The organism is Salsipaludibacter albus (assembly GCF_019798055.1).
GTDB classification, from domain to species: domain Bacteria; phylum Actinomycetota; class Nitriliruptoria; order Nitriliruptorales; family Nitriliruptoraceae; genus Salsipaludibacter; species Salsipaludibacter albus.
Window position 1 is genome coordinate 1 of sequence record NZ_JAHOPH010000018.1, and the last position, 23,466, is coordinate 23,466.

Annotated in this window: 27 protein-coding genes and 1 tRNA gene; 9 read left to right on the forward strand and 19 right to left on the reverse strand. The window is 72.4% G+C overall.

Annotation, left to right across the window (positions count from 1 at the left end):
- A partial coding sequence (locus KR546_RS11840) for a helix-hairpin-helix domain-containing protein (protein WP_238444922.1) occupies positions 1 to 726 on the reverse strand: 726 nt, incomplete at its 3' end.
- Positions 723 to 1,460 (reverse strand): hypothetical protein, encoded by a 738-nt coding sequence (locus KR546_RS11845; RefSeq protein ID WP_238444923.1) that lies wholly within the window; start codon positions 1,458 to 1,460, stop codon positions 723 to 725. The genes KR546_RS11845 and KR546_RS11840, both read right to left, overlap by 4 nt.
- A gap of 188 nt (positions 1,461 to 1,648) precedes the next feature.
- Here KR546_RS11845 and KR546_RS11850 point away from each other — a divergent pair, with 188 nt between their 5' ends.
- From KR546_RS11850 to KR546_RS11865, 4 genes are all read left to right on the forward strand, one after another.
- Complete coding sequence (locus tag KR546_RS11850) at positions 1,649 to 2,020, forward strand: hypothetical protein (RefSeq protein ID WP_238444924.1); 372 nt, start codon at positions 1,649 to 1,651, stop codon at positions 2,018 to 2,020.
- A 250-nt stretch (positions 2,021 to 2,270) separates the two neighbouring features.
- On the forward strand, positions 2,271 to 3,125 hold the full coding sequence (locus tag KR546_RS19315) for a hypothetical protein (RefSeq protein WP_274388005.1): 855 nt from the start codon (positions 2,271 to 2,273) through the stop codon (positions 3,123 to 3,125).
- Between the two features lie 200 nt (positions 3,126 to 3,325).
- Positions 3,326 to 3,781, forward strand: coding sequence for a GatB/YqeY domain-containing protein (locus KR546_RS11860; protein ID WP_238444925.1), 456 nt, complete (start codon positions 3,326 to 3,328; stop codon positions 3,779 to 3,781).
- Between the two features lie 35 nt (positions 3,782 to 3,816).
- Positions 3,817 to 5,412, forward strand: coding sequence for a carboxyl transferase domain-containing protein (locus KR546_RS11865; protein WP_238444984.1), 1,596 nt, complete (start codon positions 3,817 to 3,819; stop codon positions 5,410 to 5,412).
- 146 nt (positions 5,413 to 5,558) lie between these two features.
- Here KR546_RS11865 and KR546_RS11870 read toward each other — a convergent pair whose 3' ends face one another.
- From KR546_RS11870 to KR546_RS11880, 3 genes are all read right to left on the reverse strand, one after another.
- On the reverse strand, positions 5,559 to 6,152 hold the full coding sequence (locus tag KR546_RS11870; protein ID WP_238444985.1) for an ANTAR domain-containing response regulator: 594 nt from the start codon (positions 6,150 to 6,152) through the stop codon (positions 5,559 to 5,561).
- A gap of 88 nt (positions 6,153 to 6,240) precedes the next feature.
- Positions 6,241 to 6,525, reverse strand: a complete 285-nt coding sequence (locus tag KR546_RS11875; RefSeq protein ID WP_238444926.1) for a hypothetical protein — start codon at positions 6,523 to 6,525, stop codon at positions 6,241 to 6,243.
- 30 nt (positions 6,526 to 6,555) lie between these two features.
- A tRNA-Leu gene (locus tag KR546_RS11880) sits at positions 6,556 to 6,640 on the reverse strand.
- 316 nt (positions 6,641 to 6,956) lie between these two features.
- On the opposite strand from KR546_RS11880, the gene KR546_RS11885 reads away from it, so the two are divergent.
- Positions 6,957 to 8,123 carry a polysaccharide deacetylase family protein gene (locus KR546_RS11885; protein ID WP_238444927.1) on the forward strand — a complete coding sequence of 389 codons (1,167 nt, stop codon included), beginning with the start codon at positions 6,957 to 6,959 and terminating at the stop codon, positions 8,121 to 8,123.
- A 116-nt stretch (positions 8,124 to 8,239) separates the two neighbouring features.
- Here KR546_RS11885 and KR546_RS11890 read toward each other — a convergent pair whose 3' ends face one another.
- The 8 genes from KR546_RS11890 to hisI all read right to left on the reverse strand — a co-directional run bounded on the left by KR546_RS11890 (position 8,240) and on the right by hisI (position 16,837).
- The gene (locus KR546_RS11890) at positions 8,240 to 9,199 is read right to left on the reverse strand and encodes a glycine betaine ABC transporter substrate-binding protein (RefSeq protein ID WP_238444928.1); all 960 of its coding nucleotides are present in this window, start codon (positions 9,197 to 9,199) and stop codon (positions 8,240 to 8,242) included.
- Positions 9,200 to 9,281: 82 nt separating this feature from the next.
- The gene (locus KR546_RS11895) at positions 9,282 to 10,151 is read right to left on the reverse strand and encodes an ABC transporter permease (protein WP_238444929.1); all 870 of its coding nucleotides are present in this window, start codon (positions 10,149 to 10,151) and stop codon (positions 9,282 to 9,284) included.
- A complete protein-coding gene (locus KR546_RS11900) occupies positions 10,148 to 11,422 on the reverse strand; it encodes a quaternary amine ABC transporter ATP-binding protein (RefSeq protein ID WP_238444930.1) in 1,275 nt (424 codons plus the stop codon). Before KR546_RS11900 ends, KR546_RS11895 begins: the two co-directional genes overlap by 4 nt.
- A 288-nt stretch (positions 11,423 to 11,710) precedes the next feature.
- Positions 11,711 to 12,661 (reverse strand): tryptophan synthase subunit alpha, encoded by a 951-nt coding sequence (trpA, locus tag KR546_RS11905; protein WP_238444931.1) that lies wholly within the window; start codon positions 12,659 to 12,661, stop codon positions 11,711 to 11,713.
- The gene (gene trpB, locus KR546_RS11910; protein ID WP_274388006.1) at positions 12,661 to 13,959 is read right to left on the reverse strand and encodes a tryptophan synthase subunit beta; all 1,299 of its coding nucleotides are present in this window, start codon (positions 13,957 to 13,959) and stop codon (positions 12,661 to 12,663) included. Before trpB ends, trpA begins: the two co-directional genes overlap by 1 nt.
- Positions 13,960 to 14,058: 99 nt before the next feature.
- Positions 14,059 to 14,898 (reverse strand): indole-3-glycerol phosphate synthase TrpC, encoded by an 840-nt coding sequence (trpC, locus tag KR546_RS11915; RefSeq protein ID WP_338019147.1) that lies wholly within the window; start codon positions 14,896 to 14,898, stop codon positions 14,059 to 14,061.
- A complete protein-coding gene (gene trpE, locus KR546_RS11920; protein WP_238444932.1) occupies positions 14,895 to 16,406 on the reverse strand; it encodes an anthranilate synthase component I in 1,512 nt (503 codons plus the stop codon). Before trpE ends, trpC begins: the two co-directional genes overlap by 4 nt.
- On the reverse strand, positions 16,403 to 16,837 hold the full coding sequence (gene hisI, locus KR546_RS11925) for a phosphoribosyl-AMP cyclohydrolase (protein WP_238444933.1): 435 nt from the start codon (positions 16,835 to 16,837) through the stop codon (positions 16,403 to 16,405). The genes trpE and hisI overlap by 4 nt, the downstream gene beginning before the upstream one ends.
- A gap of 176 nt (positions 16,838 to 17,013) precedes the next feature.
- Here hisI and KR546_RS11930 point away from each other — a divergent pair, with 176 nt between their 5' ends.
- Positions 17,014 to 17,421 carry a hypothetical protein gene (locus KR546_RS11930; RefSeq protein WP_238444934.1) on the forward strand — a complete coding sequence of 136 codons (408 nt, stop codon included), beginning with the start codon at positions 17,014 to 17,016 and terminating at the stop codon, positions 17,419 to 17,421.
- An 8-nt stretch (positions 17,422 to 17,429) separates the two neighbouring features.
- Here the strand turns inward: KR546_RS11930 and hisF are convergent, their stop codons facing one another.
- From hisF to KR546_RS11950, 4 genes are all read right to left on the reverse strand, one after another.
- Positions 17,430 to 18,227 carry an imidazole glycerol phosphate synthase subunit HisF gene (gene hisF, locus KR546_RS11935; RefSeq protein WP_238444935.1) on the reverse strand — a complete coding sequence of 266 codons (798 nt, stop codon included), beginning with the start codon at positions 18,225 to 18,227 and terminating at the stop codon, positions 17,430 to 17,432.
- Positions 18,224 to 18,958 (reverse strand): 1-(5-phosphoribosyl)-5-[(5-phosphoribosylamino)methylideneamino]imidazole-4-carboxamide isomerase, encoded by a 735-nt coding sequence (gene hisA / locus KR546_RS11940; protein ID WP_238444936.1) that lies wholly within the window; start codon positions 18,956 to 18,958, stop codon positions 18,224 to 18,226. The genes hisF and hisA overlap by 4 nt, the downstream gene beginning before the upstream one ends.
- Positions 18,959 to 19,060: 102 nt before the next feature.
- Positions 19,061 to 19,318 carry a DUF7218 family protein gene (locus tag KR546_RS11945; protein ID WP_238444937.1) on the reverse strand — a complete coding sequence of 86 codons (258 nt, stop codon included), beginning with the start codon at positions 19,316 to 19,318 and terminating at the stop codon, positions 19,061 to 19,063.
- A 110-nt stretch (positions 19,319 to 19,428) separates the two neighbouring features.
- Positions 19,429 to 20,088, reverse strand: coding sequence for an HAD family hydrolase (locus tag KR546_RS11950; protein WP_238444938.1), 660 nt, complete (start codon positions 20,086 to 20,088; stop codon positions 19,429 to 19,431).
- A gap of 95 nt (positions 20,089 to 20,183) precedes the next feature.
- Here KR546_RS11950 and KR546_RS11955 point away from each other — a divergent pair, with 95 nt between their 5' ends.
- Together KR546_RS11955 and KR546_RS11960 are read left to right on the forward strand one after the other, a co-directional pair.
- The gene (locus tag KR546_RS11955) at positions 20,184 to 20,696 is read left to right on the forward strand and encodes a DUF427 domain-containing protein (protein ID WP_238444939.1); all 513 of its coding nucleotides are present in this window, start codon (positions 20,184 to 20,186) and stop codon (positions 20,694 to 20,696) included.
- Positions 20,693 to 21,346: an IMPACT family protein gene (locus KR546_RS11960; RefSeq protein WP_238444940.1), complete on the forward strand. Its 654-nt coding sequence runs from the start codon at positions 20,693 to 20,695 to the stop codon at positions 21,344 to 21,346. The genes KR546_RS11955 and KR546_RS11960 overlap by 4 nt, the downstream gene beginning before the upstream one ends.
- Here KR546_RS11960 and KR546_RS11965 read toward each other — a convergent pair.
- Together KR546_RS11965 and KR546_RS11970 are read right to left on the reverse strand one after the other, a co-directional pair.
- Positions 21,343 to 21,996: an FHA domain-containing protein gene (locus tag KR546_RS11965; RefSeq protein WP_238444941.1), complete on the reverse strand. Its 654-nt coding sequence runs from the start codon at positions 21,994 to 21,996 to the stop codon at positions 21,343 to 21,345. The genes KR546_RS11960 and KR546_RS11965 overlap by 4 nt on opposite strands.
- Positions 21,993 to 22,385, reverse strand: coding sequence for a hypothetical protein (locus tag KR546_RS11970; protein ID WP_238444942.1), 393 nt, complete (start codon positions 22,383 to 22,385; stop codon positions 21,993 to 21,995). Before KR546_RS11970 ends, KR546_RS11965 begins: the two co-directional genes overlap by 4 nt.
- 363 nt (positions 22,386 to 22,748) lie before the next feature.
- Here KR546_RS11970 and KR546_RS11975 point away from each other — a divergent pair, with 363 nt between their 5' ends.
- Complete coding sequence (locus tag KR546_RS11975; RefSeq protein ID WP_238444943.1) at positions 22,749 to 23,459, forward strand: GAF and ANTAR domain-containing protein; 711 nt, start codon at positions 22,749 to 22,751, stop codon at positions 23,457 to 23,459.
- Positions 23,460 to 23,466 lie beyond the last annotated feature (7 nt).

The window sequence follows — 23,466 nt, forward strand, 5'->3', positions numbered from 1 at the left end:
GACCAGCAGCTGGTGGCCGTCGCGGCGTCGTGCCGCACCGACCGCCGCGCGCGCCCCGGCCGCGAGCCGACGCGGATCGGTCGCGTCGAAGCCCAGGTGGCGCGCCAGGGCGTCGGCATGCGCGAACCGGGCCCGGTCGACCTCCAACAGGTCGTAGGGCTCGTCCCGGAGTCGTTCGGCGCCACCCGCGCCGAACACGGCATGGGCGCCCCGCACGACCGCCATCGGCACCCGGGCGGGCTCCAGCAGCGACACCAGTTCCGCCAGGCTGCGCCCCTGAACGTAGGCACGGTGCAGGTCGTCGGCGACGTCCTCGGCCACGTTGGCCTCGTCGACCAGCCGCGACGGCTCCCGGTCGATCACGACGCCGGCCCGCTTGCCGAACACGGTCAGGACGCGGTCGACGACGCTCGCCGGGATCTCCGCGAACCGCTCCGAGGTCAGGAACGCGCGCAGGCCGGCCTCGGTGTCGGGCGCGATCTGTTCGTAGAAGACCGCCTCGAAGGTCGGCCCGTGCGTGGGATGGTCCTTCCATCGCCCGACCAGCCGGACGTGCTGGCCGTCCACCAGGTCGGCGAGGGGGCCGCTGGCCGCCAGCGAGTCGCCGTCGCGCGGCATCACCTCGACCACGCCGAACCCCGACGTCTCGTCGCGGTAGCGGACCCCGACGACCTCGCCCCGGATCTCCTCGTCACCCAGCAGGCTGGGGGCGCCCGGCCCGGTCACCGGGGGTCCGGGCCGGTGACCGACCAGCGCAGCACGCCGGCGCCGGCCAGGGCGTCGAGCAGGCGCCGGGCGTCGCCGGCGGCCAGGGTCGGTGCCGGCATGCCCGCCTCCCAGGGCGCGTCGAGGGTCGCGGCGGCGGTCGTCGCCACGGCCGACCCGGCCGCGACGGGACCTCGCCCCCACGCCCAGGCCCGGACCAGCTCACGCTCGTCCCTGGTCACCTCCACGACGCAGGCCCACTGGACCTGGTCGTCCTCCAGGCGATCGCCCCGCGCGACCCATCCCCGGAGGCGACGCCCGCCCCATCCCGTGGCCGCGAACGGTCCGGCCGCCTGCAGCACCTCGGCCTGCCACGACCGGGCCGCGAGGTGGGTGCGCACGACCCGGATCCCCGGGCACCGGGCGGCCGTCCAGCCGACCGCCTCGCCCGCCACGTTGACGGCGTGGTGTGGCCCGAACGGTCGGGGGAACCACGCCAGCCACCGTCGCTCCGCCAGGCGCTCACGCACCGGGGACCCGTCGACCACGGCGGGTGCCCCGTCGGCGAGCGTGTCCACCAGGCGACGTCTCGCGGCGGCGTCCCACCCGCCCCGGGCCCCCTCCCGGAACGTGGTGAACCGGGCATGGGTCACCCGGTCGAGCCGCTCCTGGGCGCGGGTCAGCAGGAGCACGCCCACGGCGTCGCCGACGTCGACGACCCCCGTGGGGCCCCCTGCCTCCACCTCGCGGTCCACGTCCGTCCCGTCCTCGCCGTGGCCACGGTGGTCCCCGTGGCCGACCCCGAGGATAGGAAGACCGGATGGTCGAGCGGCGCACCGGACCACCGTGCTGGGGGGCGGGGCCACCGGACCCGCGCCGGGTCCGTGACTTGCGCCGGCCGGCGTGCGACCATCGCGTCTCCCCGAGGACCGGACTGGCGACGATGGTGATGGACGAGGCGCTGGCACCACCCGCCGGCTCCGCCCTGGTGCGCGTCCGCTGCGACGACGCCGGCTGGATCCATCGCCTCCCCCCGGTCCCCGACGACCAGGTCGTCACCGTCGCGGTCGGGCGGACCGAGCACACGCGGGTCAGCGACGACGACCTCGCGTCGAGCGGGTACCGCATCGTCGGACCGCAACCGTCGACCTCGCTGCCCAGCGCCGTCGAGCTGCTGGTGCCCGGTGCCCTGATGGCCGCGCACCCCGACTGGTGGAGCCGGGTGCTGGGCGTCGCCGACCAGGCGTTCGACCTGCGGCTCGGCCCGGTCCAGCTCGTCATGGGCAACCACCTCCCGGTGCACCTCGGCACCTGAGTCCCGCGCGCCCCGGCCAGACGGTCGATGGCCACACGGCCCCCGCCGAACGGACGACGATTGCAAGCACTCTGCTTGCAATAGTTAGCACTCCCCGTTACCATTCCCGGTGATGCAGCCCCGCCAGCGATTCGGCGGGGAGACGGAACACCCAACGATCGCCAACGCGGTCCGCCGGCTCCCAGTCCGTCTCTCCACCCGATCGCTGGAACCGATCACCCACCCTCCACCCACACGCGAGGTCCACACCATGGCCACCACGACCACCAAGACCACCAAGAAGGCCACCAGCACCAAGGCCACGTCCAAGAAGGGCGCCAGCACCAAGGCTGCGCCCAAGACCGCCCAGAAGGCGGCCGCGAAGAAGACCAACGCCAAGCGCGCCACCTCCCCCGCCGACCCGGTCCTCGAGGCCACCGGCCCCGACGCCCCGGTCCGTGGCCGTGAGCCGCGCGTCCTGGCCCAGCAGGTCGGCTACGCCTGGGCCGGTGCCGTGAGCGAGGTCGTCTCGTTCACCAGCAAGGTCCCGTCGCAGCTGCCCCGCAACCGCGAGGCCGCCGCGACCCAGGCCCGCGCCGGCATGGACCAGGCCGCCGCGAACTTCCGCGCCAACTTCGACGCACGCGTCGCCGACGGCCGCAAGGCCACGGCCGACCTGCTGGACACCCCGCAGGTCAAGCGCGTGACCACCACCTTCGAGCCGGTCGTCGCCCAGGCGGGCAACACCCGCCGCCAGGTGCGCGCCGCCGCCACCTCGGTGCGCAAGACCGCACTCGAGGCCAACAAGGCCGCCCTCGACCAGGCCGGGACCGCCCGCAGCCAGGTCAAGGCCGCTGCCACCTCCAGCCGCAAGACCGTCGGCGCGATCCTGGACGGGACCCGCAAGGGCTTCGACACCGCGGTGGCGTCCAGCCGTGACCAGGCCGGCAACACCGGCAGCCAGGTCAAGGCCGCCGTCACCTCCGTGACCAACATCGCCGACGCCGCCCTGGGCGCCGGTCGTGACCAGGCCGGCAACGCCCGGTCGCAGGTCAAGGCGGCCGTCACCTCGACCCGCAAGACCGTCGACACGGTCGTCGCCGCCGGCCGCTCGCTGGCCAGCTAGTCCGTCTCCCCGTACCACCGCAACGCCCCCTCCCCGTGGAGGGGGCGTTGTCGTGTCCACCCCACGTCGGTTGGGGAGTTCGTGCCCGCTGGCGGGCATGGATCCGACACTCGACGGAGGGAGGGGCGGTCCGAGGTGGGTGGCGACTACCGTGAGCGGTCGACCCGACCCTCCCGCGACCGTACGCACCGAGGAATCCCGTGAGCCTGCAGACCCAGATCACCGACGACCTCAAGACGGCCATGAAGGCCCGCGACCGTGAGCGGATGGCGGCCCTGCGCCTCCTCGTCGCCAGCATGAAGAACGCCGCGGTCGAGGCCGGCCGGGGCCCCCAGGGCGAGCTGTCGGACGACGAGATCGTCCGCATGGTGCAGACCGAGGTGAAGAAGCGCCGCGAGGCCGCCCAGGCGTTCCGCGAGGGCGGCCGCGACGAGTCGGCCGACACCGAGGAGTACGAGGCCGAGGTGTACGCCGACTACCTGCCCACCCAGCTCGAGGACGACGAGCTCGGCGCGATCGTCGACCGGGCCATCGCCGAGACCGGCGCCACCGACCGCTCCGGCATGGGCCAGGTCATGAAGACCGTGATGGCCGAGGTGGGTGGCCGTGCCGACGGCAAGCGCGTGTCGGGCATGGTCGCCCAGCGCCTGTCGTGACCACGCGTCCCGCGACCACCGCAACCGCGCCACGGATCGGCCGGGCCGCCGTTCGTGACGACGACTTCGCGGCCAACGATGCCCACCACCGGGCGCTGGCCGCCGAGCTCGCGGAGCGCCGCCGCACGACCGGACGGGGCGGGTCCGAGCGCAGCCGCCGACGGCACGTCGATCGCGGCAAGATGCTCCCACGTGACCGGGTCGAGTCGTTGCTGGACGACGCCACGCCCTTCCTCGAACTGTCGCCGCTGGCGGCGCACGACATGTACGACGGCGACGCGCCGGGGGCCGGGATCATCACCGGGATCGGCTCGGTGAACGGCACCCGCTGCGTGGTCGTGGCCAACGACGCGACGGTCAAGGGCGGCACCTACTACCCGATGACGGTCAAGAAGCACCTGCGCGCCCAGGAGGTCGCCCTGGAGAACGACCTGCCGTGCGTCTACCTGGTGGACTCCGGGGGCGCGTTCCTGCCCCGCCAGGACGAGGTCTTCCCCGACCGGGACCACTTCGGGCGGATCTTCTACAACCAGGCACGGATGTCGGCCGCCGGCATCCCCCAGGTCGCCGTCGTGATGGGCTCGTGCACCGCCGGAGGGGCCTACGTCCCGGCGATGAGCGACGAGACCGTGATCGTGGCCGACCAGGGCACGATCTTCCTCGGTGGACCCCCGCTGGTGAAGGCCGCGACCGGAGAGGTCGTCACGGCCGAGGACCTGGGGGGCGGGCTGCTGCACGCCACCGAGTCCGGCGTCGTCGACCACCTCGCCGGCGACGACGGCCATGCCCTGGCGATCGCCCGCGACATCGTCGCCAACCTCAACCGCACCCCACGACCACCCGACGACCTCGCCGACCCGGTGCCACCGGCGCAGGATCCCGAGGAGCTGTACGGGCTGGTGCCGACCGACTCGCGCACCCCGTTCGACGTCCGCGAGGTCATCGCCCGGCTGGTCGACGACTCGCGCTTCCACGAGTTCAAGCCCCGGTACGGGACCACCCTGGTGTGTGGCTTCGCCCGGCTGTTCGGTCGCCGGGTCGGGATCATCGCCAACAACGGGATCCTGTTCTCGGAGTCGGCGCTCAAGGGCGCCCACTTCGTCCAGCTGTGCAACCAGCGTGACGTCCCCCTGGTCTTCCTCCAGAACATCACCGGGTTCATGGTCGGGCGCGAGTACGAGGCCGCCGGGATCGCCAAGGACGGCGCCAAGATGGTCATGGCCGTCGCCAACGCCCACGTGCCGACCTACACGGTCGTGATCGGCGGGTCCCACGGCGCCGGCAACTACGCCATGAACGGACGGGCCTACCAGCCACGCCTGATGTTCACCTGGCCCAACGCGCGCATCTCGGTGATGGGTGGCGACCAGGCGGCCAACGTGCTGGCCACGGTCCGCCGCGACGGCATGGAGGCACGGGGGGAGCAGGTCGACCCGGACACCGAGGCCGCGTTCATGGACGACATCCGCGACCAGTACGAACACCAGGGCAACCCCTACTATGCGACCGCCCGCCTGTGGGACGACGGCATCATCGACCCCATCGACACCCGTCCCACCCTCGCCCTCGCCCTCGCCGCCACCGACGCCCCCGCGTCACCAAGCTCCACCTACGGCATCTTCCGCATGTGACCAGGCCAGTCGGCTGTCGGATCCACCCCACCAGCGGGCACGCACTCCCCAACCGACCGGACGTGGGCTGCCGACCCCCGTCGGTTGTCGTCTCTGCCCCCACCAGCGGGCACCAACTCCCCAACCGACCGGACGTGGGCTGCTGACTACGACAGGCGGTCGATGACGGCCTGGGCGACCTGCTTCATGGTCTCGCGCCGCTCCATCGCTTGCTTCTGGATGAACCGGAAGCTCTCGGACTCGCTCATGTCCTGCTTGTCCATCAGCAGGCCCTTGGCCTTGTCGACCAGCTTGCGGACCTCGAGGCGGTCCTGGAGGCTGTCGACCTCGTCCTCCAGCCCGCTCATCTCGCGGAACCGGCCGGCGGCGATCTCGACGGCGGGCAGCAGGTCGTGCTTCTGGAACGGCTTGACGAGGTAGGCCATGGCACCGGCGCGACGGGCCTTCTCGACCAGGTCGCGCTGGCTGAACGCGGTGAGGATGAGGATCGCCGACAACCGTTCCTTGGCGATCTCCTCGGCGGCCGCGATGCCGTCCATCACCGGCATCTTGACGTCGAGGATGACCAGGTCGGGGCGCAGCTCGCGGGTCAGGCGGACGGCGGACGCGCCGTCGGCGACCTCGGCGACGACGTCGAAGCCCTCCTCGAGCAGCATCTCCTTGAGGTCGAGGCGGATCAGCGCCTCGTCCTCGGCGATCAGGACGCGGGTCGCGCGGTCGTCGGTCGAGTCGGTCACGATGGCTCCTCGGCTGGCACGCGCCAGCACCGTGGTGTCCGGGCAGGCTGCACGTCACGTGCGGGCCTGCGCGGCACCGTCGGCAAGGGGTTCAGAGTTGGTCGAGCAGGTCGTCACGCGTGCGGCGCAGGTCCGCGAGCGTGGCGCGGTGCTCGTCCAACAGTCGTCGGTGATTGTCATTGGCGGCCGTGGCACGGTCGGCCTCACGGCTGGTCGGTCCGCCGGGGCGGACGGCCGCGGTGACGGCCGCGTCGTCGGCGTCGGCCGCCAACTGTCCAGCCTGGGCGCGCAGGACCTCGAGCTCGGCCTCGACCCGCTCGATGCGGTCCGTCACCCGCATGATCGAGCGTTCCAGCCGTCGTCGTCGCCACTGCATCCTGCACCCACCGTTCACCCGACCGTGTCGTACCCCGGGTGGGATTCGAACCCACACGGCCTTGCGGCCACGGAATTTTGAGTCCCGCGTGTCTCGCCAGTTCCACCACCGGGGCCGGGCGTTCCGGTTGCACGCCTCGCGGCGCGCCGGGACGGTGATGGTAGCCGCGTGTTCGTCGATGCCCGTTGCGCTCCGGACGAGGCACCCTCCGAACACATTGGAGTTGCTCGCCAGGGGCTCGCAACATCCAGCGCAGGTGCCGGACACTGCGTCGCCCCGCAGACCAGGACACGGAAGGCGACGGGCGGGTCCGGACGGACACGGGGGGCCATGCTGGTGACGGTGAGCGGGGGTATCGTCCGCGGCGCGTGTCGTCCGGTCCGGCGTCACGCCGTCCACCGGGGTCCTCCACCTCGTCCACGGAGCACATCGTGAAGCAGTTCGTCGTGCCCGCGCTCGTCGCCGGGCTCCTCCTCGCCGCCTGCTCGGGAGACGAGGCACCGCCGACCACCCCGGCCGAGACGACGCCCGCCTCGGCCGCACCCGACGCGTCCCCCACGTCCACACCCGTCCCGACTCCCTCGGCGTCGCCGACGGCGGCAGCGGGTCCGGGGACGGTCGACGGCCTCGCCCCCGTCGAGGACCTGTCCGACGACGAGCTCGCCGACATGGCGGTCAACGAGATCGGCCGGGTCATGGTCAGCGAGTGGCACACGATCGGGGCCGATGCCGACGGTGACTACGCCAACACGACCGAGACGTTCCAGGCCCAGCTCCAGGAGCTGTACGACCGCGGGTACCGCCCGGTCACGACCCGGGAGTACCGCGACGCGACGTTCCCGATCCCGGCCGGGACCCGCCCGGTGGTGCTGACCTTCGACGACTCGACCCCGAACCACTTCCAGTGGGCCGACGACGGCGAGACCCCCGATCCCGACTCGGTCGTCGGCATCCTCGAGGACTTCGCCGCCGAGCACGAGGGGTGGCGGGCCACGGCCGTGTTCGCCTACAACTGGAACACGCCGTTCGGCAGCAGCGAGGACGACGAGATCGCGGCCAAGTTGCAGTGGCTGGTCGACCACGGCTACGAGTTGTCCAACCACACGGTGAGCCACACCAGCCTGGGCGACCTGTCCGACCAGGAGGTCCAGGACGAGCTGGGCGACAACGTCGACAACGTCACCGAGCTGGTCCCCGAGGCCACGGTCGACACGCTGACACTGCCCTTCGGCGTCCACCCCGCCAATGACGACCTCGCCCTCGCGGGCACCTCCAGCGACGGCACCTCCTACGACCACGAACTGGTCTTCGAGGTGGGTTGGATGCCCGACTCGTCACCCAACCACGTCGACTACGAGCCGGAATCGGTGATGCGCGTGCCGGCCCACGGCCCGTGGGGCGCCGAGGACATCGACTGGTGGGGCTGGCTCGACTGGCTCGACGAGGACGGCCGGGCGTTCGTGTCCGACGGCGACCCGGACACGGTCACCTACCCCGAGGGTTTCACCGACGTCGCCGCGCCCCCTGACGGGGTGGCCACGCGGACCTACGAGGCCACGGTCGACGACGCGTCCGAGACGACCTCCGACGAGGGCTGACGAGGGCCGACGCCCACCCCCCTCGACACACGTCGACGGCGGGCGACCGGAGTTCCCGGTCGCCCGCCGTCGTGGTGCTCGTCGAGCGCGTCACGCCCGCCGACATCGTGGCTGGTTCAGGCGAACCACTCGTTGACGACGTCGGAGTTGTCGGAGATCCACTGCTGGACGGCCTCGGGCGTGCCGCCTTCACCAGCGTCCTCGATGACCAGCTCCAGGTCGGAGATCTGCTCACCGGTCATGGTGAAGTTCGACAGCCAGCCGGCCATCGACGGGAACTCGTCCTCGAAGCCCTCGGCGGCGATGGTGTGGATCTCGTCGGGCTCACCGAGCGCGCCCTCCGGGTCCTCGAGGTTGGTGAGGTCCCACTTGGCGTAGGCCGAGTGGGGCTCCCACAGGGTCACGACGATCGGCTCGGAGTCGTCGATGGCGTCGCCGAGTGCCGACAGCATCGCGGAGGTGGACGACTCGACGAGCGTGAAGTTCTCCTCGAGGCCGTAGGTCGGCATGACCTCCTCCTTGGAGATGCGGGTCAGGCCGGCGCCGGACTCGATGCCGGTCACCTCACCGCCGAACAGGTCGGCGTTGTCGGCCAGGTCGGCGATCGTCGAGATGCCGTTGTCCTCGGCCACGTAGGTCGGGACGGCCCAGGTCAGCGGCGCCTCCTCGTACCAGACGTTGAGGTCGGTGATCTGGTCACCGAACTGCTCCCAGTAGTCGGCGTGGGTCGCGGGGAGCCAGGCATCCATGAACAGGTGGAAGTCGCCATCGGCGACACCCGTGTAGATGCTGCCGACCTCGGCGGTCGTGCTCTCCCACTCGTAGCCGCAGGCGGCCGCGAGCTCGGTCCACAGGGCATTGACGGCGACGTCCTCGGTCCAGCCGATGGACGCGACGCTGATCGTCCCGCCGTCACCAGCCTCGCCGGGGCACTCCATCTCGCCCGAGCCGGCGGCTTCGGTGGCGGCACCTTCGGTGGCGGTCGACTCGGTGTCGCCGCCCTCGCTGCCGTCGTCGCTGTCGCCGCAGCCGGCGAGGACCAGGGCTCCGGCGAACAGGGTGGCCAACAGTTTCATCGTGCGCGATCGTGCGTGATGCACGGGGTTCCTTTCTCGTTGGTTCGTGGTGTGTGTGGTGGTTGGTGGTGGTGTGGACGGATCAGGCGGCGGCTGCCGCGCCGTCGTCGCCGCCGAGCGCCGACGTCACCCGGTCGAGGAAGACGGCGAGCACGACGACGCACAGGCCGGCGACGATGCCCAGCCCGAAGTCCAGTCGGGTGACGCCCTCGACGACGTTGCCGGCGATCCCGCCCCCACCGGCCAGGCCGCCGATGACGACCATGGACAGCGACAGCATGATGACCTGGTTGACGCCCGCCATGATCGTGGGCAGCGCCAGTGGCAACTGGACCTGGCGCAGGACCTCGCCGGGCGTGGCCCCGAAGGCCTCGGCGGCCTCGACGACCTCCTTGTCGACCTGGCGGATCCCGAGCTCGGTCAGGCGCACGGCCGGCGGCATCGCGAAGATCACCGAGGCCAGGACGCCACCGGCGGCGCCCACCCCGACCAGCGCGACGGCCAGCATGAGGTAGACGAACGACGGCATGGTCTGCATGAAGTCCAGGACGGGTCGCAGGATCTTGGACGCCGGTCCGGATCGACTCGCGAGGATCCCCAGTGGGACCCCGATCACGAGCGCGATCAGCGCGGCGACCAGCACGATCGCCAGCGACTCCATCGTGGGCTCGAAGTAGCCGATCGACTGCATGGCCCAGAAGGCGACGAAGGTCCCCAGCCCCAGCTTCCAGCCCTTGGAGAACCACGCGACCAACGCCAGTGCGATGATCACCACGATCGGCGGGGGGGTCGTCAGGATCCACTCGACGGACGACACGAGCGTGTCGTCGAGGAAGGTCGAGAGCGCGTCGAACACGACCTCGCTGGCGTCGACGAAGGCGTCCCACGCATTGCCGACGTTCTCGGTGATGTTCCAGTCCGGGAACAGGGCGTCCTGTGCGAGCAGCCTCATGCCGGCACCTCCCGACTCGTCGTGGCGTCCTCGGACGGTGCCTCGACCTGGTCCCGGGCGGGGCCGTCGGAGCCACGCGTGGCGTCCATCCGGCGGTCCCCGGCCAGGGCCCGCAGCAGCGCGGGGCGTGGCACGGTGCCCAACAGGTGTCCCTCGTCGTCGATGACGGCGATCGAGACCGTGTGTCGGGCGGCGATGGCGGACAGGTCGTCCAGCAGGGTGTCCGGAGACGCGGTGGCATAGGCGTCCACCAGGTGGTCGCGGATGGTCGGGGCGTTCGCCTGCATGGCCGCCGCCATCTCCTGGTCGCGTGCCACCCCCAGGACGCGGTTGTCGTCGTCGACGACGTACACACCATTGCGTTCCGAGGTGTCGAGGTGGTCCAGGACCTCGCGTGGCGTCGCGTCGGGCCCGAAGGTGGCGCTGGGCTCATGCATCGCCAGGGAGGCGGTCAGGACCCGGGACCGGTCGACGTCGGCGACGAAGTCGGCGACGTAGGTGGTCGCGGGGTCGTGGATGATCTCCTCCCCCGTGCCCACCTGGACGACCGCGCCGTCCTTCATCACCACGATCCGGTCCCCGATGCGCATGGCCTCGTTGAGGTCGTGGGTGATGAACACGACGGTGCGGGACAGCTCGGCCTGCAGTTCCATCAGCAGGTCCTGCATGTCCCGTCGGATCAACGGGTCCAGGGCCGAGAACGGCTCGTCCATCAGCAGGATGTCGGCATCGGTGGCCAGCCCGCGGGCGATCCCGACGCGCTGCTTCATGCCACCCGACATCTCCGACGGGTAGCGGTCGAACCACCCGGACAGGCCCACGCGCGCCAGCGCCCCCTCGGCGCGCTCGCGGCGCTCGGCCTCGTCGACGCCCTGGATCTTGAGTCCGTAGGCGGCGTTGTCCCCGACGGTCCGGTGCGGGAAGAGCGCGAAGTGCTGGAACACCATCGACATCTTCTGGGCGCGGACCTCGCGCAGCCGGGACATCGACATGTCGCTGATGCGCTCGCCGTCGAGATCGACCGTCCCGGACGTCGGCTCGATCAGGCGGTTGAGCATGCGGATCACGGTCGACTTCCCGGAACCCGAGAGGCCCATGACCACGAACATCTCGCCCTGGTCGACGTCGAACGAGACGTCGTTGACGGCCAGCACCTGGCCGGTCTCGGCGAGGATCTCGTCCTTGGACTTGCCCTGCCGGGCCAGCTCGACCCCGCGCTCGGGATGGTTCCCGAACACCTTGGTCAGGCCCTTGACGTCGATGTGGCTCACGCGGTGGTCCTTCGTCGTCCCGGTCCTCGAACTCGGTGCGTCATGCGCAACGAGGCGCGCGCCCCGCGACGCAGCCCGCCCCGCGGACCGGAGCGGGAGGCGGCGACACGAGCGGCGGGACCCGTCGGACCGGGGTCGGGCGGGTCCACCTCGTCACGACCTCCACCGTAGGGGCAGAGGTCGTCAATGCCAACCGACACGGTGCCGTCAACCCCGACGTTCGTCGGGGGTGGTGGCGGAATGCCGACCCCGCCCGCTCGTGCGGAAGGATGCTGGCGGGGGCGGACGTCAGCCCTGTTCGACCCCGCGGCGCAGCTCGGCGACCAGCGCGGCGACACGATCGGGCGCCCCGGCCGGGGCGCCGTCCGCGACGACGGCGACCACCTCCGAGCCGACGATGACCCCGTCGGCGAAGCCGGCGACCGCCCGTGCGTCCTGCGCGTCCTTGACCCCGACCCCGACCGCGATCGGGGTGTCGGTGCGGGTCCGCAGGCGGTCCACCAGGTCCTCGCTGGCCCGGCGTGCCACCGACTTCACGCCGGTCACGCCCAGCAGCCCCGTCGCGTAGATGAAGCCCGTGCTGGACCCGGCGATGGCGTCGAGCCGCCGGTCCGACGACACCGACGACGCCATCAGGACCGAGGCCAGTCCGGCCCCGGCGGCGACGTCGTCCCATGGCCCGGACTCGTCGACCGGCAGGTCGGGAAGGATCGTCCCGGCGATCCCGGCGGCGGCCAGCTCGTCGGCGAAGCGGCCGTAGCCGTGCGCATCGGCGATGGTCACGTAGGTCATCACCAGTGCCGGGACGTCGACCTCGTCGGTCAGCACCGTGCACATGGCGAGGTGGTCGGCGACCGTCACGCCACGCTCCAGCACCTGCTGGTTGGCGGCCTGGATGATCGGACCGTCCATCACCGGGTCGGAGAACGGGAAGCCCACCTCCAGGACGTCGGCTCCGGCCTCGGCCGCCGCGGCCAGGCAGGCACGCGAGGTGTCGTGGTCCGGGAACCCCGCCGGCAGGTAGATGACGAGGGCGGCACGGTCCTGCGCCCGGGCGGCGGCGAACGCGTGGGCCACGCGGCCGGCGCCGTCGGGACGCTCGGCCGCGACGTCCGCGGGGTCCACCACGCGCTCGGGAGGGATGTCGTCGGTCTCGTCGACCGCGCTGGGCGCGACCTCGCCGTCGGCGATGGCGTCGCGCAGGTCCTCGGTCACGATCCGGATCGGCTCGTCGGCCATCAGTCCACCACCTTGTCGGCCTCGTCGAGGTCCACGCCGACGTCCCATCCCGCGACCCGGACCACCTCGTCGACGTCCTTGTCGCCGCGTCCGGACATCGTCAGCACGACCCGGGCGTCGTCGTCGAGCACCTCGTGGCCGTGCCGCAGCAGCCATCCGACCGCGTGTGCGGGCTCGAGCGCCGGGATGATGCCCTCCAGCTCCGACGTCCGGCGGAAGCCCAACAGGGCGTCGTCGTCGGTGGCCGACAGGTAGGTCCCCCGACCGGTGTCGGCCAGGTGGGCGTGCTCGGGGCCCACGCCGGGGTAGTCCAGCCCGGCCGACACCGAGTGGGCCGGCTGGACCTGCCCGTCGTCGTCGACCAGGGCGATCTGGCGCGCACCGTGCAGGACCGCCTCGCGGCCCTCGGTGATGGTCGCGGCCGAGTGTCCCGAGCCGACCCCGTGTCCGGCCGCCTCGATCCCGATCAGCGCCACCTCGGGGTGGTCGATGTAGTCGGCGAAGGACCCGATGGCGTTGGAGCCACCACCGACACAGGCGATCACCGCGTCCGGCAGCGCGCCGGCCACGCCGGTGGTCTCCTCGACCTGCTCGGCGAACTGGGCCCGCGACTCCAGCGAGATCACCGACTGCAGGGTCCGCACCATCGTCGGGAACGGGTGCGGCCCCATGGCCGAGCCGATCAGGTAGTGGGTGGTGTCGACGTTGGAGACCCAGTCCCGGAACGCCTCGTTGATGGCGTCCTTGAGGGTGCGGGTCCCGGACTCGACCGGGACCACCTCGGCGCCGAGCAGTTGCATCCGGACCACGTTCAGGCGCTGGCGACGACAGTCCTCGGCGCCCATGTAGACCGTGCACTCCTGGCCGAACAGCGCGGCCGCCGTCGCGGTCGCCACGCCGTGCTGGCCGGCCCCGGTCTCGGCGATGATGCGGGGCTTGCCCATTCGCTTGGCCAGCAGCGCCTGGCCGACGACGTTGTTGAGCTTGTGCGAGCCGGTGTGGGCGAGGTCCTCGCGCTTGAGCCAGGTGGCGATGCCGGCCTCCTCGCTGAGCCGCTCGGCGAGGTACAGCGCCGTCGGACGCCCGCCGTAGTGGCGCCGCAGCCGGTCCAGTTCGTCGGTGAACGCCTCGTCGGCGCTGGCGTCGGCCCACGCGTCGGCCAGTTCCTCGATGGCGCCGAACAGCGCCTCGGGGACGAACTGGCCACCGAAGCGGCCGAAGTAGCCGGGCCGCTCCGACGGCGGCGGTGGGCTCATCTTGGAGGATCGGGGCGGGTGGTGGGTCGGTGCGTGTGTCATGACAGGGGCCTTTGCATCGCCGTCAGGGTGCCACGTCCGTCGGGACGGGCAGGACGTTCGTCGGTGTCGGGGCCGGTCCGCGATGGGCGGACCGGCCGATCACCATCGCCCCAGACCCCTGGAAGGACCCCCGGTCGACTCGCCCCCCACGCCGGCGGTCGCCCGTCCGGCATCGACCAGGGCACGGGCGGCGGCCTCGGGGTCGTCGGCGACGACCAGGGACTCACCCACCAGCACGGCGTCGGCGCCGGCTGCCGCCGCGGCCCCCACGTCCGCCGGACCCCGCACCCCGGACTCCGCCACCGCGACCACGTCGTCGGGGATGGCGGGCCGCAGCCGGGCGAAGGCGTCCCGATCGACCTCGAAGGTGCGCAGGTCACGCGCGTTCACGCCGACCACGGCCGGCTCGATCGCGAGCGCCCTGGCCAGCTCGCCCTCGTCGTGCACCTCCACCAGGACCGACAGGTCGAGCGCGGCCGCCGCGTCGGCGAACGTGGCGAGCTCGTCGTCGTCCAGTGCGGCCACGATCAGCAGGACCGCCGACGCGCCGGCCAGGCGTGCCTGCACGATCTGGTGACGGTCGACCGTGAAGTCCTTGCGCAGGGTCGGCGTGCCCAGCGCGGAGACGGCCACGAGGTCGTCGAGGCTGCCCTTGAACCGGTCGGGCTCGGTCAGCACCGAGATCGCGGCGACCCCGGCATCCCGGTAGGCGCGTCCCTGGGCCACCGCGTCGAGGTCGGGGGCGAGGTCGCCCTTGCTGGGCGAGGCCCGCTTGACCTCGGCGATCACGGCCACGCCCGGCGCTCGCAGGGCGTCGGCGAACGACGGAGGGGCCGGGCCGGAGATCCGTGCGGCCAGTGCGTCGGTGCCCTCGCGGGCGCGGTCGGCGGCGACCCTGGTCCGGGCCTCGTCGAGCAGCAGGTCGAGGAAGGCGGTCACGTGCCCGCTCCCCCACCGACGGGGTCACGCCACGCCTCCGCGGCCGCGACGGCCGACAGCAGCGCCCCGGCCTTGTCCCGGGACTCCTGCTGCTCGGTGGTCGGGTCCGAATCGGCGACGATCCCGGCCCCGGCCTGGACGTGCACGACCCCGTCCTTGACCACCGCCGTGCGCAACGCGATGCAGGTGTCGAGGTTGCCCGAGAAGTCGACGTAGCCGACCGCACCGGCGTAGACCCCGCGACGGGACGGCTCGAGGTCGTCGATGATCTGCATCGCCCGGACCTTCGGGGCGCCGGACACGGTCCCGGCCGGGAACACCGAGCGCAGGACGTCGACCGGGCTCAGCCCGTCGCGCAGCGTCCCGGTCACCGAGCTGACCAGGTGCATGACGTGGCTGTAGCGCTCGACCACCATCATCTCGTCGACCTCGACGGAACCGATCTCGCAGACCCGGCCCAGGTCGTTGCGTCCGAGGTCGACGAGCATCACGTGCTCGGCGCGTTCCTTGGCGTCGCCCAGCAGCTCGCGCTCGAGCTCGCGGTCCTGGGCCTCGGTGGCGCCACGGGGTCGGGTCCCGGCGATCGGCCAGGTCTCGACGTGGCGGCCCTTGACCTGCACGAGCGCCTCGGGCGACGACCCGACCACCTGGAAGTCCTCGAAGTCGAAGTAGAACAGGTACGGCGACGGGTTGATCACGCGCAGCACCCGGTACAGGTCGAACGGGTCGGCCTCCATGGACGCCGACAGCCGCTGGCTCACCACGGTTTGGAACGTGTCCCCCTCGACGATGTGCTCCTTGACCCGCTCCACCATGGCCTCGTACTCGCCGGCGGCGAGGTTGGAGGTGGACGGCGCGGCCTCGCCCAGGACGGGTGGCGGCTTGGGCGAGGACGCGACCGACGTCGCCAGGCGCTCGACCAGGGCGTCGGTCGCCGTGACGGCCTCGTCGTACTGCGTCGCCGGGTCGTCGCCCACGACCACGTTGGTGACCACGGTCATCGTCTGGCGCAGGTGGTCCAGCCCCACGACGTGGCGGTGCACCATCATGAGCACGTCGGGCAGGCCGAGGTCGTCGGTGCCGGTGTCGGGGATGTCCTCGACCTCGCGGACGGCGTCGTAGCCGATGACGCCGACCGCGCCGCCGTGCAGTGGCAGGGACGGGAAGTCGGGCGCGTGCAGGGCGCCGACGAGGGCGTCGAGGGCGGCCAGCGGGCCGTCGGCGTCGCGGGCGGCGTCCGGGACCGCGATCCCGGGCTCGGCCTCGATGACCACCTCGCCGCCCCGGCCGCGCAGGGTCATCAGCGGGTCGGTGCCGATGAACGAGTAGCGACCCCAGTTGCGCCCGTGCTCGGCCGATTCCAGCAGGAAGGTCGGACCGTCACCGCGCAGCCGTGCGTACACCGACAGCGGGGTGTCGAGGTCGGCCAGCAGCTCGCGGTGGATCGGCACCACCGTGTGGTCGGCGGCGAGGGCGAGGAAGGTCTCGCGGTCGGGGGTGACGCTCATGCGGGGTCCTGGTCGGGGGCGGTCAGGTCGGCAGGGCGACGATGGAAGCAGGTCCAGGCGCCGGTGTGGCAGGCCACCCCGTCCTGGTCGACGGTCACCAGCAGGGTGTCGGCGTCGCAGTCGACGTGCAGGTCGACGACGTGCTGGACGTGGCCGGAGGTCTCACCCTTGCGCCACAGTTGCTGTCGCGACCGGGACCAGAAGACCGTCCGACCCTCGTCCAGGGTGGCCGTGACCGCCTCGGCGTTCATCCAGGCGACCATCAGGACGTCACCGCTGGCGTGGTCCTGCACCACCGCGGGCAGCAACCCGCGGTCGTCGAAGGCCAGCTGGTCGACCAGCGGGTTGGCCGCCGAGGCGAGCTCGGCCGAACCGCCGGACCGGCCACCGGGGGCGGAGGAGGTCGGCGTCGAGGATGCAGGACTCGCCACCACGTGGCCTTGGTCGACGACGACGGCGAGCCTATCGGCGGCACGGGGGCGCTCGGTCGGCAGCCGGGGTCCTACCGTGGCCGGCGTACGACCCCGTGACCACCAACGATCGAGTGCCCGTGTCCGTGCACGCCTGTCCGTGCGGCCGCCCCCGGCGTCGCGCGATCGCGCCCCCCGTGGAGGTCGACGACGGCATCGTCGTCCTGCGACTGGAGGGCGTCGGCGTGGAGGTCTGCGACGATGGGCACGTCACGGTGGTCGACGACGGCCTGGCGGACCACCTGGTCGCGAGCCTGCGTGGCCAGCTGCTCGTGGCCGGCCGACGTCGCCTGCTTCGCCGGGACACGTGTGGCAACTGCGGGGAGGACCTCGCCCTGCCCCCACGCACCACCGAGACACCGGTGGTCGACGACGACGGCCCCACCGTGGTGACGCTGGTGCCGGTCGCGCCGATGGTGCGGTGCTCAGCCTGTGGACGCGAGCAGTACGTGGCCGCGGTCGCCGACCGGCTCGAGGCGCTGGTCCCCCGGGCCGTCACCGCCGTCGCGGCCGGCATGCCGGGACCGTCGGGCACGTCCGGCTGACCCGGGCGTCAGGTCCGCCGGACGGGGATGCCGGCGGTGGCCATCGCGTCCTTGGCCTCGTCGACGCCGACCTCGCCGAAGTGGAAGATCGATGCGGCCAGGACGGCGCTCGCGTCCGCCTCCACGATCGCCTCGGCGAGGTGCTCGGCACTGCCGGCACCACCGGAGGCGATCACCGGGATGGTCACCACGTCGGTGACCGCGCGGGTCATCTCGACGTCGAAGCCGGCCTTGGTGCCGTCCCGGTCCATCGAGTTCAGCAGGATCTCGCCCGCACCCAGCTCCTGCATCCGGCGACACCAGTCGACCAGGTCGATGGCCTCGGCCACCCGACCTCCCCGGGTGGTCAGGTGGAACCCGCTGGTGGCGGCGGCGCGGACCTCGTCGGGGGCGTCGGGGGTGACACGCCGGGCGTCGATCGAGGCGACGACCGACTGCGAGCCGACCGAGGCGGCCGCCTCGGCGACCAGCTCGGGGCGCCGCACGGCCGCGGTGTTGAAGGCCACCTTGTCGGCCCCGGCGTGCAGCATGGTGCGGGCGTCGTCGACGCTGCGCAGCCCCCCGCCGACCGCGAACGGGATCGACACCTGGTCGGCGACCCGGCTGACGACGTCGACCATCGTGTCGCGCTCGTCCGACGAGGCCGTGATGTCGAGGAAGACCAGTTCGTCGATGCCGGCCCGGTCGTAGGCCGCGGCCAGCGCGACCGGGTCGCCGGCATCACGCAGGTCGACGAAGTTGACGCCCTTGACGACCCGGCCGCCGGTCACGTCCAGGCAGGCGATGACCCGGGCAGCGACGGTCACGACGCGGTCCCGGCCGCCACGTCGAGCGCCTGGGCCAGGGTGAACTCCTGGGCGTACAGCGCCTTGCCGACGATCACGGCGTCGACCCGCTCGTGGAGGTCGGCCAGGGCCGCGATGTCGTCCAGCGACGACACGCCGCCGGACGCGGTGACCGCGGCGTCGGTGGCATCGGCGACCTTCGCCAGCATCTCGAGGTTGGGCCCGGCCAGCATGCCGTCACGGGCCACGTCGGTGTAGACGAACCGCGGCACGCCCATCGCGCTGAAGGTGTCGATGGCCTCCCACAGGTCACCGGCCTCCTCGGTCCAGCCGCGGGCCTGCAACACGTCACCACGCGCGTCGAGCCCGATGGCCAGTCGCGGCCCGACCCGGTCCAGGACCTCGCGGACGAAGTCCGGGTCGGTCAGCGCCATCGTCCCGACCACCACGCGTTCCGCGCCGTAGCCCAGGCTGGCCTCGACGTCGTCGATGGTGCGCACACCTCCGGACGCCTGGACCCGCACGTCGGTCGCGGCCACGATCGCCTCGATGAGGTGGCGGTTGCGGGGCTCGCCCGTGAAGGCGGCGTCGAGGTCGACGACGTGCAACCACGTGGTCCCGTCGTCGGCGAACCGCGTCGCGGCCGCGACCGGGTCCACGTCGTAGACGGTCTCGGCGTCCGCGGCGCCCTGGGTCAGGCGCACGGCGCGGCCGTCGCGGATGTCCACGGCCGGGTACAGGGTGATGCCCATGGGCGTCGTCTCGCGTGGTCGGGGGCGTCGACGCACGGGAGCGTACGGGCATGGCGCGGCGGGGCCGACCCGCGGTCGACCCCGCCCATGGGACCGACGCGGTCAGTGGTTGCGGAGGGCGTCGATCAGCTCGTCCTTGGTCATGTCCGAGCGGCCCTCGACGTCCAGTTCGGCGGCCCGGTCGCGCAGGTCGTCGACCGTCCACTCCTCGTATGCAGGTGCCTTGCCCCCGCGCTCGCCGGCGGTGGACCGGTCGGTGTTGGCGATCCGTGCGGCCTTCTCCTTCGATGCGCCCTGGTCGCGAAGCGCCTCGTACTGCTCGTCGTCCTTCACGGACGGTCCGTGGTCTCCTGCGGGCATGGCGGATCCCTTCGTCGTCGATGGGTGTCCTTCCAGTGTGCGACGGGGACGGTCGCCCGCGACTGTCCGAACGGGGGTCGGACCCGGCCGGCGGCCACAGACACCGCAGATCAGAGCTGGCCGACCAGCTCCGCCGGGTCGTCGACGATCCGGGTCGCGCCACCCTCGCGCAGGACGGCGTCGGGGAATCCCCCGCACCGCACGGCGATGGCGGTCGCCCCGGCACGAACGGCCGCGACGGCGTCCCACGGCGCGTCGCCGACCATCCGGGCCGAGTCGGGGGCGAACCCGCCCTGTCGACAGCCAGCCAGCACGAGGTCCGGTGCGGGCTTGGAGCTGTCGACCTCCTCGGCGTCGGTGACCGGCAGGTCGCTGCGTCCCAACACCTCGAGGAGGCGGCTGCGCTCGTCGCCGCCGGCCGACGTCGCCACGACGAACGGCACGTCGCGACGCTCCAGGTCGGCCAGCAGCGCGTGGGCGCCGCGGGTCGGGCGCAGGGACGACGACAGGTCGAGGAACCGGCGGGTGTGGTCCTGGGCGATGTCGGCGGCGTCGTCGACGTCGTCGCCGAGCAGCCACGGCACGAGCCGGTCGCTGCCCATGCCGATGCCGGCGTGGATGCGGGCCTGGGCCACGTCGTGTCCCGCGGCGGCCAGCGCGGCCTGCCAGGCGACCACGTGCTGCCAGACCGAGTCGACGAGGGTGCCGTCGAGGTCGAGCACGACGCCAGCGGTCTCGGGGGTGGTGGGTTCGGAGGTGTTGGTCATCATGGGTCCATCGTGGCGGGTCCCCCCGGTCCCCGCCACCGCCCGGTCCGTACGATCCTCCAACCACCGATCCTGCCGCCGCGACGAGCGAGGGCCCCGTGACCACCCGTCGACGCCCCACGCCGGACCCCGCCGGACCCGGCCAGGAGTCGGTGTGGGACTATCCCCGACCGCCCCGACTGGAACGCACCGACGCCCACGTCGTCGTCGAGTTCGGCGGCGGGCCGATCGCCGACACCCGGCACGGGTGGCGGGTGCTCGAGACCAGCCATCCCCCGGTGTTCGCGCTGCCCCTGGACGACGTCGTGGAGGGTGCCCTGCAGGCCAACCCACGACGCACCTTCTGCGAGTTCAAGGGCGTGGCGACCTACTTCGACGTCGTCGGGCGCGACGGCACCGTCGCGCCCGCCGCGGGCTGGACCTACCCCCAGCCGACCGCCGGGTACGAGCCGCTGGCCAGCACGGTCTGCTTCTACCCGGGCCGGATGGACCGCTGCCTCGTCGACGACGAGGTGGTCCGGGCCGTGCAGGGTGACTTCTACGGTGGCTGGGTGACCTCGTCAGTCGTGGGCCCGTTCAAGGGTGCCGAGCCGGGCAGCGCCTGGTGGTGACCGATCCGCCCGACGCGGTGCCCGGTGACCTGGTCCGGACCGTGGCCGGCGAGGTCCGGGTCCAACTCGACCGCATCCGGGGATCGCGGTTCGTCGGCGACCTGGCACCCGTCGCGGACGTCGCGGCGGCGCGGGCGTTCGTCGCCCGGGTCCGCGCACGCGAACCCGACGCGAGCCACCACTGCTGGGCCTGGCGGGGAGCCGACGGCACCGGTCGCAGCGACGACGACGGCGAGCCGGGCGGGACGGCCGGTCCCCCGATGCTGCGCCACCTCGACGGTGCGGACCTGGTCGACGTGGTGGTCGTCGCGACCCGCTGGTTCGGCGGGACGAAGCTGGGGAGCGGTGGACTGGTCCGGGCCTACGGGGACACCGCGGCCACCGCGATCGCCGCGGCCGACGTGCGGACGCGACGTCGGCGCACACGGCTCGCGTTCGTGCACGACTGGGACCTGACGTCCCGGGTCGAGGCCGTGGTCGCCGCGCACGACACGGTGGCGGTCAGCACCGACTACGGCGCTCGCGTGCACCGGCTCGTGGCGGTCCCCACGATCGTGGTCGACGACTTCGTCGCCGCACTCGCCGAGGCGACCTCCGGGGCCGTGGTGGCGCGCACGTCACCAGCAGCCCCGGACGGCCCCGACTCCTAGAGCAGGCCCAGCCGGATGGCCTCGGCGACTGCCGCGGCACGGCTGTGGACGTCGAGCTCGCGGTACAGCTCGTCGGTGTAGGACTTGATGGTCAGCTCGGCGAGGCCGAGCCGGTCGGCGATCTCGGCGTTGGTGAGGCCCTCGGCCAGCAGTCGCACGACGTCCATCTTGCGGGGCGACAGCGTGACCGGGTCCTCCTCGACGATCTCGTGGACCTCGGTGTCCTCCTCGTCACGGCAGGCCGCGACCGGGTTCTCGAAGACCAGTTCGACCGGACCGAACCGGATCTGCGCACCGTGGGAGAGCACCGTGGGTGTCGTGGCGGGCTCGTCGTCGACCCACGTGCCGGTCGACGACCCCAGGTCGGTCAGGATCACCACGCCGGACAGCAGTTGCAGTCGGGCGTGGATGCGCGACACGCTCGGATGATCGAGCACGTAGGCGTTGTTGCGGTCACGACCGATGGTGGCGCGGTCGAGCTCGAGTCGGAGCACGCGACCGGCCGACGGGCCGTTGGTCACGTACAGGATCGGGCACGGCACGACCTTGGCGGCCTTGCGTGGGGGCTCGCGCGGCTCGTCGAACTCGGCGAGGTCGGCGGTGGCGAGGCGATGGCGGGGGGCGGACTGGGTCGGCAGGACGGCCGTCATGCGGTCGCCATTCCGGTCCGACGGACCTGTTCGAGTTCGGCGTGCAGGTCCTGGGTGTCGCGATCGGACAGGCCGTCGCGGGCGACCTCGAGCGAGTTGACGTCGCCGGTGTCCCAGTGCACGTACAGGATCCGTGCGAGGTCGGAGTAGGAGGTCTCCGCGGGGAGCGCATGGAGGTCACGCAGTCCCGCGGGGAGGGGGGTCTGGTCGTCCCACAGTGCGTACAACAGCTCACCGGGGGTGCGGCGGGCGATCGGGACGGAGGCGTCGGGTGACACCGCCGTCGACGGTGCTGCTGGCTGGTGCGGAGCGGTCCCGTTGACAGAAGTGGCGCCTCGGGGGTCCAGCCACTCGGCGAAGGCGTGGCGCAGTTCGGACGGATCGTTCATGGGGTGTGTTCCTCGTGACAGTTGTCGACCATGGCGGCCGAGACGGTCGCGTCCCGCGAAGGAGGGCGGTCCGTGGCGAAGGCCACGAGGAATGCAGATGTCCTCCCAGCGGACGGACACGTGGTCACCCGGGGGTCACCACTCCGTCTCGAGTCCTCGGGGTCTGGGAGAACTGCGACCCCGGGGTCTGGGAGGAAGCCCCTTCACTATGTCCGCGTCCGACCGAATTGTCAAACATGCGGACCGCCGTGTGCGGTGCCACGACCGCGCTCGGACCCGTTCGTGCGTCGGTCCGGGGTCGGCTACCGTTCGAGCCGTCCGTCCGGAGGGCGGGACGGACATGACGGGGAAGGACGATCCAGCGTGGTCGACGACGGGGCACTGCTGGAGACCTTCGAGGACTTCGCCACGGGACTGGTGAACCCCTTCGACGTCGACGAGGTCCTGCACACCCTGATCGAGCGCGTGGTCGAGGTGGTCGGCGTCGACGGCGCCGGGGTCTCGCTGGCGCGCGAGGACCAGCTGCTGGGCTTCGTCGCCGCCACCGACCCGGTCGTCGCCGAGGTGGAGGAGCACCAGGACGTCCAGGGTGGCCCCTGCCACCAGGCCTACCTCGACCGGGAGCCCGTGGTGGTCGACGACCTCGCGGAGGAGGAGCGCTGGCCCGCCTACCGCCAGGCCACCCACGACCTCGGGTTCCGCGCGGTCGTGGCCGTGCCACTGCCCACCAACACCGGACCGATCGGTGCGCTCAACCTCTACCAGGTGGATCCGCGGGCGTGGTCCGAGCGCGAGGTCGAGGTGGCCCAGATGATGGCCGCGATGGCGTCGGGCTACCTGCTGACCAGCGTCGCCCTGAGCACGCCGGACAGCCTGAGCACCCAGCTCGGCCACGCCCTGGCCAGCCGGGCCCTCGTCGAGCAGGCCGGCGGCATCCTGGGCGGCCGCCTGGACCTCGACCGCCGCGGTGCGTTCGACGCGCTGCAGGCCCTGGCCGACCGCCACGACACCACGCTGCACGACGCCGCCCGCCGACTGGTGGACGACCCCGCGTTCGCCCGCGACGACGCCTGACCACCGG

What these genes read in the sequence shown, in the direction of transcription:
- KR546_RS11850 (WP_238444924.1), top strand. Translation starts at nt 1,649, where the DNA reads ATGGTGATGGACGAGGCGCTGGCACCACCCGCCGGCTCCGCCCTGGTG.
- KR546_RS19315 (WP_274388005.1), top strand. Translation starts at nt 2,271, where the DNA reads ATGGCCACCACGACCACCAAGACCACCAAGAAGGCCACCAGCACCAAG.
- KR546_RS11875 (WP_238444926.1), bottom strand. Translation starts at nt 6,525, where the DNA reads ATGCAGTGGCGACGACGACGGCTGGAACGCTCGATCATGCGGGTGACG.
- KR546_RS11890 (WP_238444928.1), bottom strand. Translation starts at nt 9,199, where the DNA reads ATGAAACTGTTGGCCACCCTGTTCGCCGGAGCCCTGGTCCTCGCCGGC.
- KR546_RS11895 (WP_238444929.1), bottom strand. Translation starts at nt 10,151, where the DNA reads ATGAGGCTGCTCGCACAGGACGCCCTGTTCCCGGACTGGAACATCACC.
- trpA (WP_238444931.1), bottom strand. Translation starts at nt 12,661, where the DNA reads ATGGCCGACGAGCCGATCCGGATCGTGACCGAGGACCTGCGCGACGCC.
- trpB (WP_274388006.1), bottom strand. Translation starts at nt 13,959, where the DNA reads ATGACACACGCACCGACCCACCACCCGCCCCGATCCTCCAAGATGAGC.
- trpE (WP_238444932.1), bottom strand. Translation starts at nt 16,406, where the DNA reads ATGAGCGTCACCCCCGACCGCGAGACCTTCCTCGCCCTCGCCGCCGAC.
- hisA (WP_238444936.1), bottom strand. Translation starts at nt 18,958, where the DNA reads ATGGGCATCACCCTGTACCCGGCCGTGGACATCCGCGACGGCCGCGCC.
- KR546_RS11945 (WP_238444937.1), bottom strand. Translation starts at nt 19,318, where the DNA reads ATGCCCGCAGGAGACCACGGACCGTCCGTGAAGGACGACGAGCAGTAC.
- KR546_RS11950 (WP_238444938.1), bottom strand. Translation starts at nt 20,088, where the DNA reads ATGATGACCAACACCTCCGAACCCACCACCCCCGAGACCGCTGGCGTC.
- KR546_RS11965 (WP_238444941.1), bottom strand. Translation starts at nt 21,996, where the DNA reads ATGACGGCCGTCCTGCCGACCCAGTCCGCCCCCCGCCATCGCCTCGCC.
- KR546_RS11970 (WP_238444942.1), bottom strand. Translation starts at nt 22,385, where the DNA reads ATGAACGATCCGTCCGAACTGCGCCACGCCTTCGCCGAGTGGCTGGAC.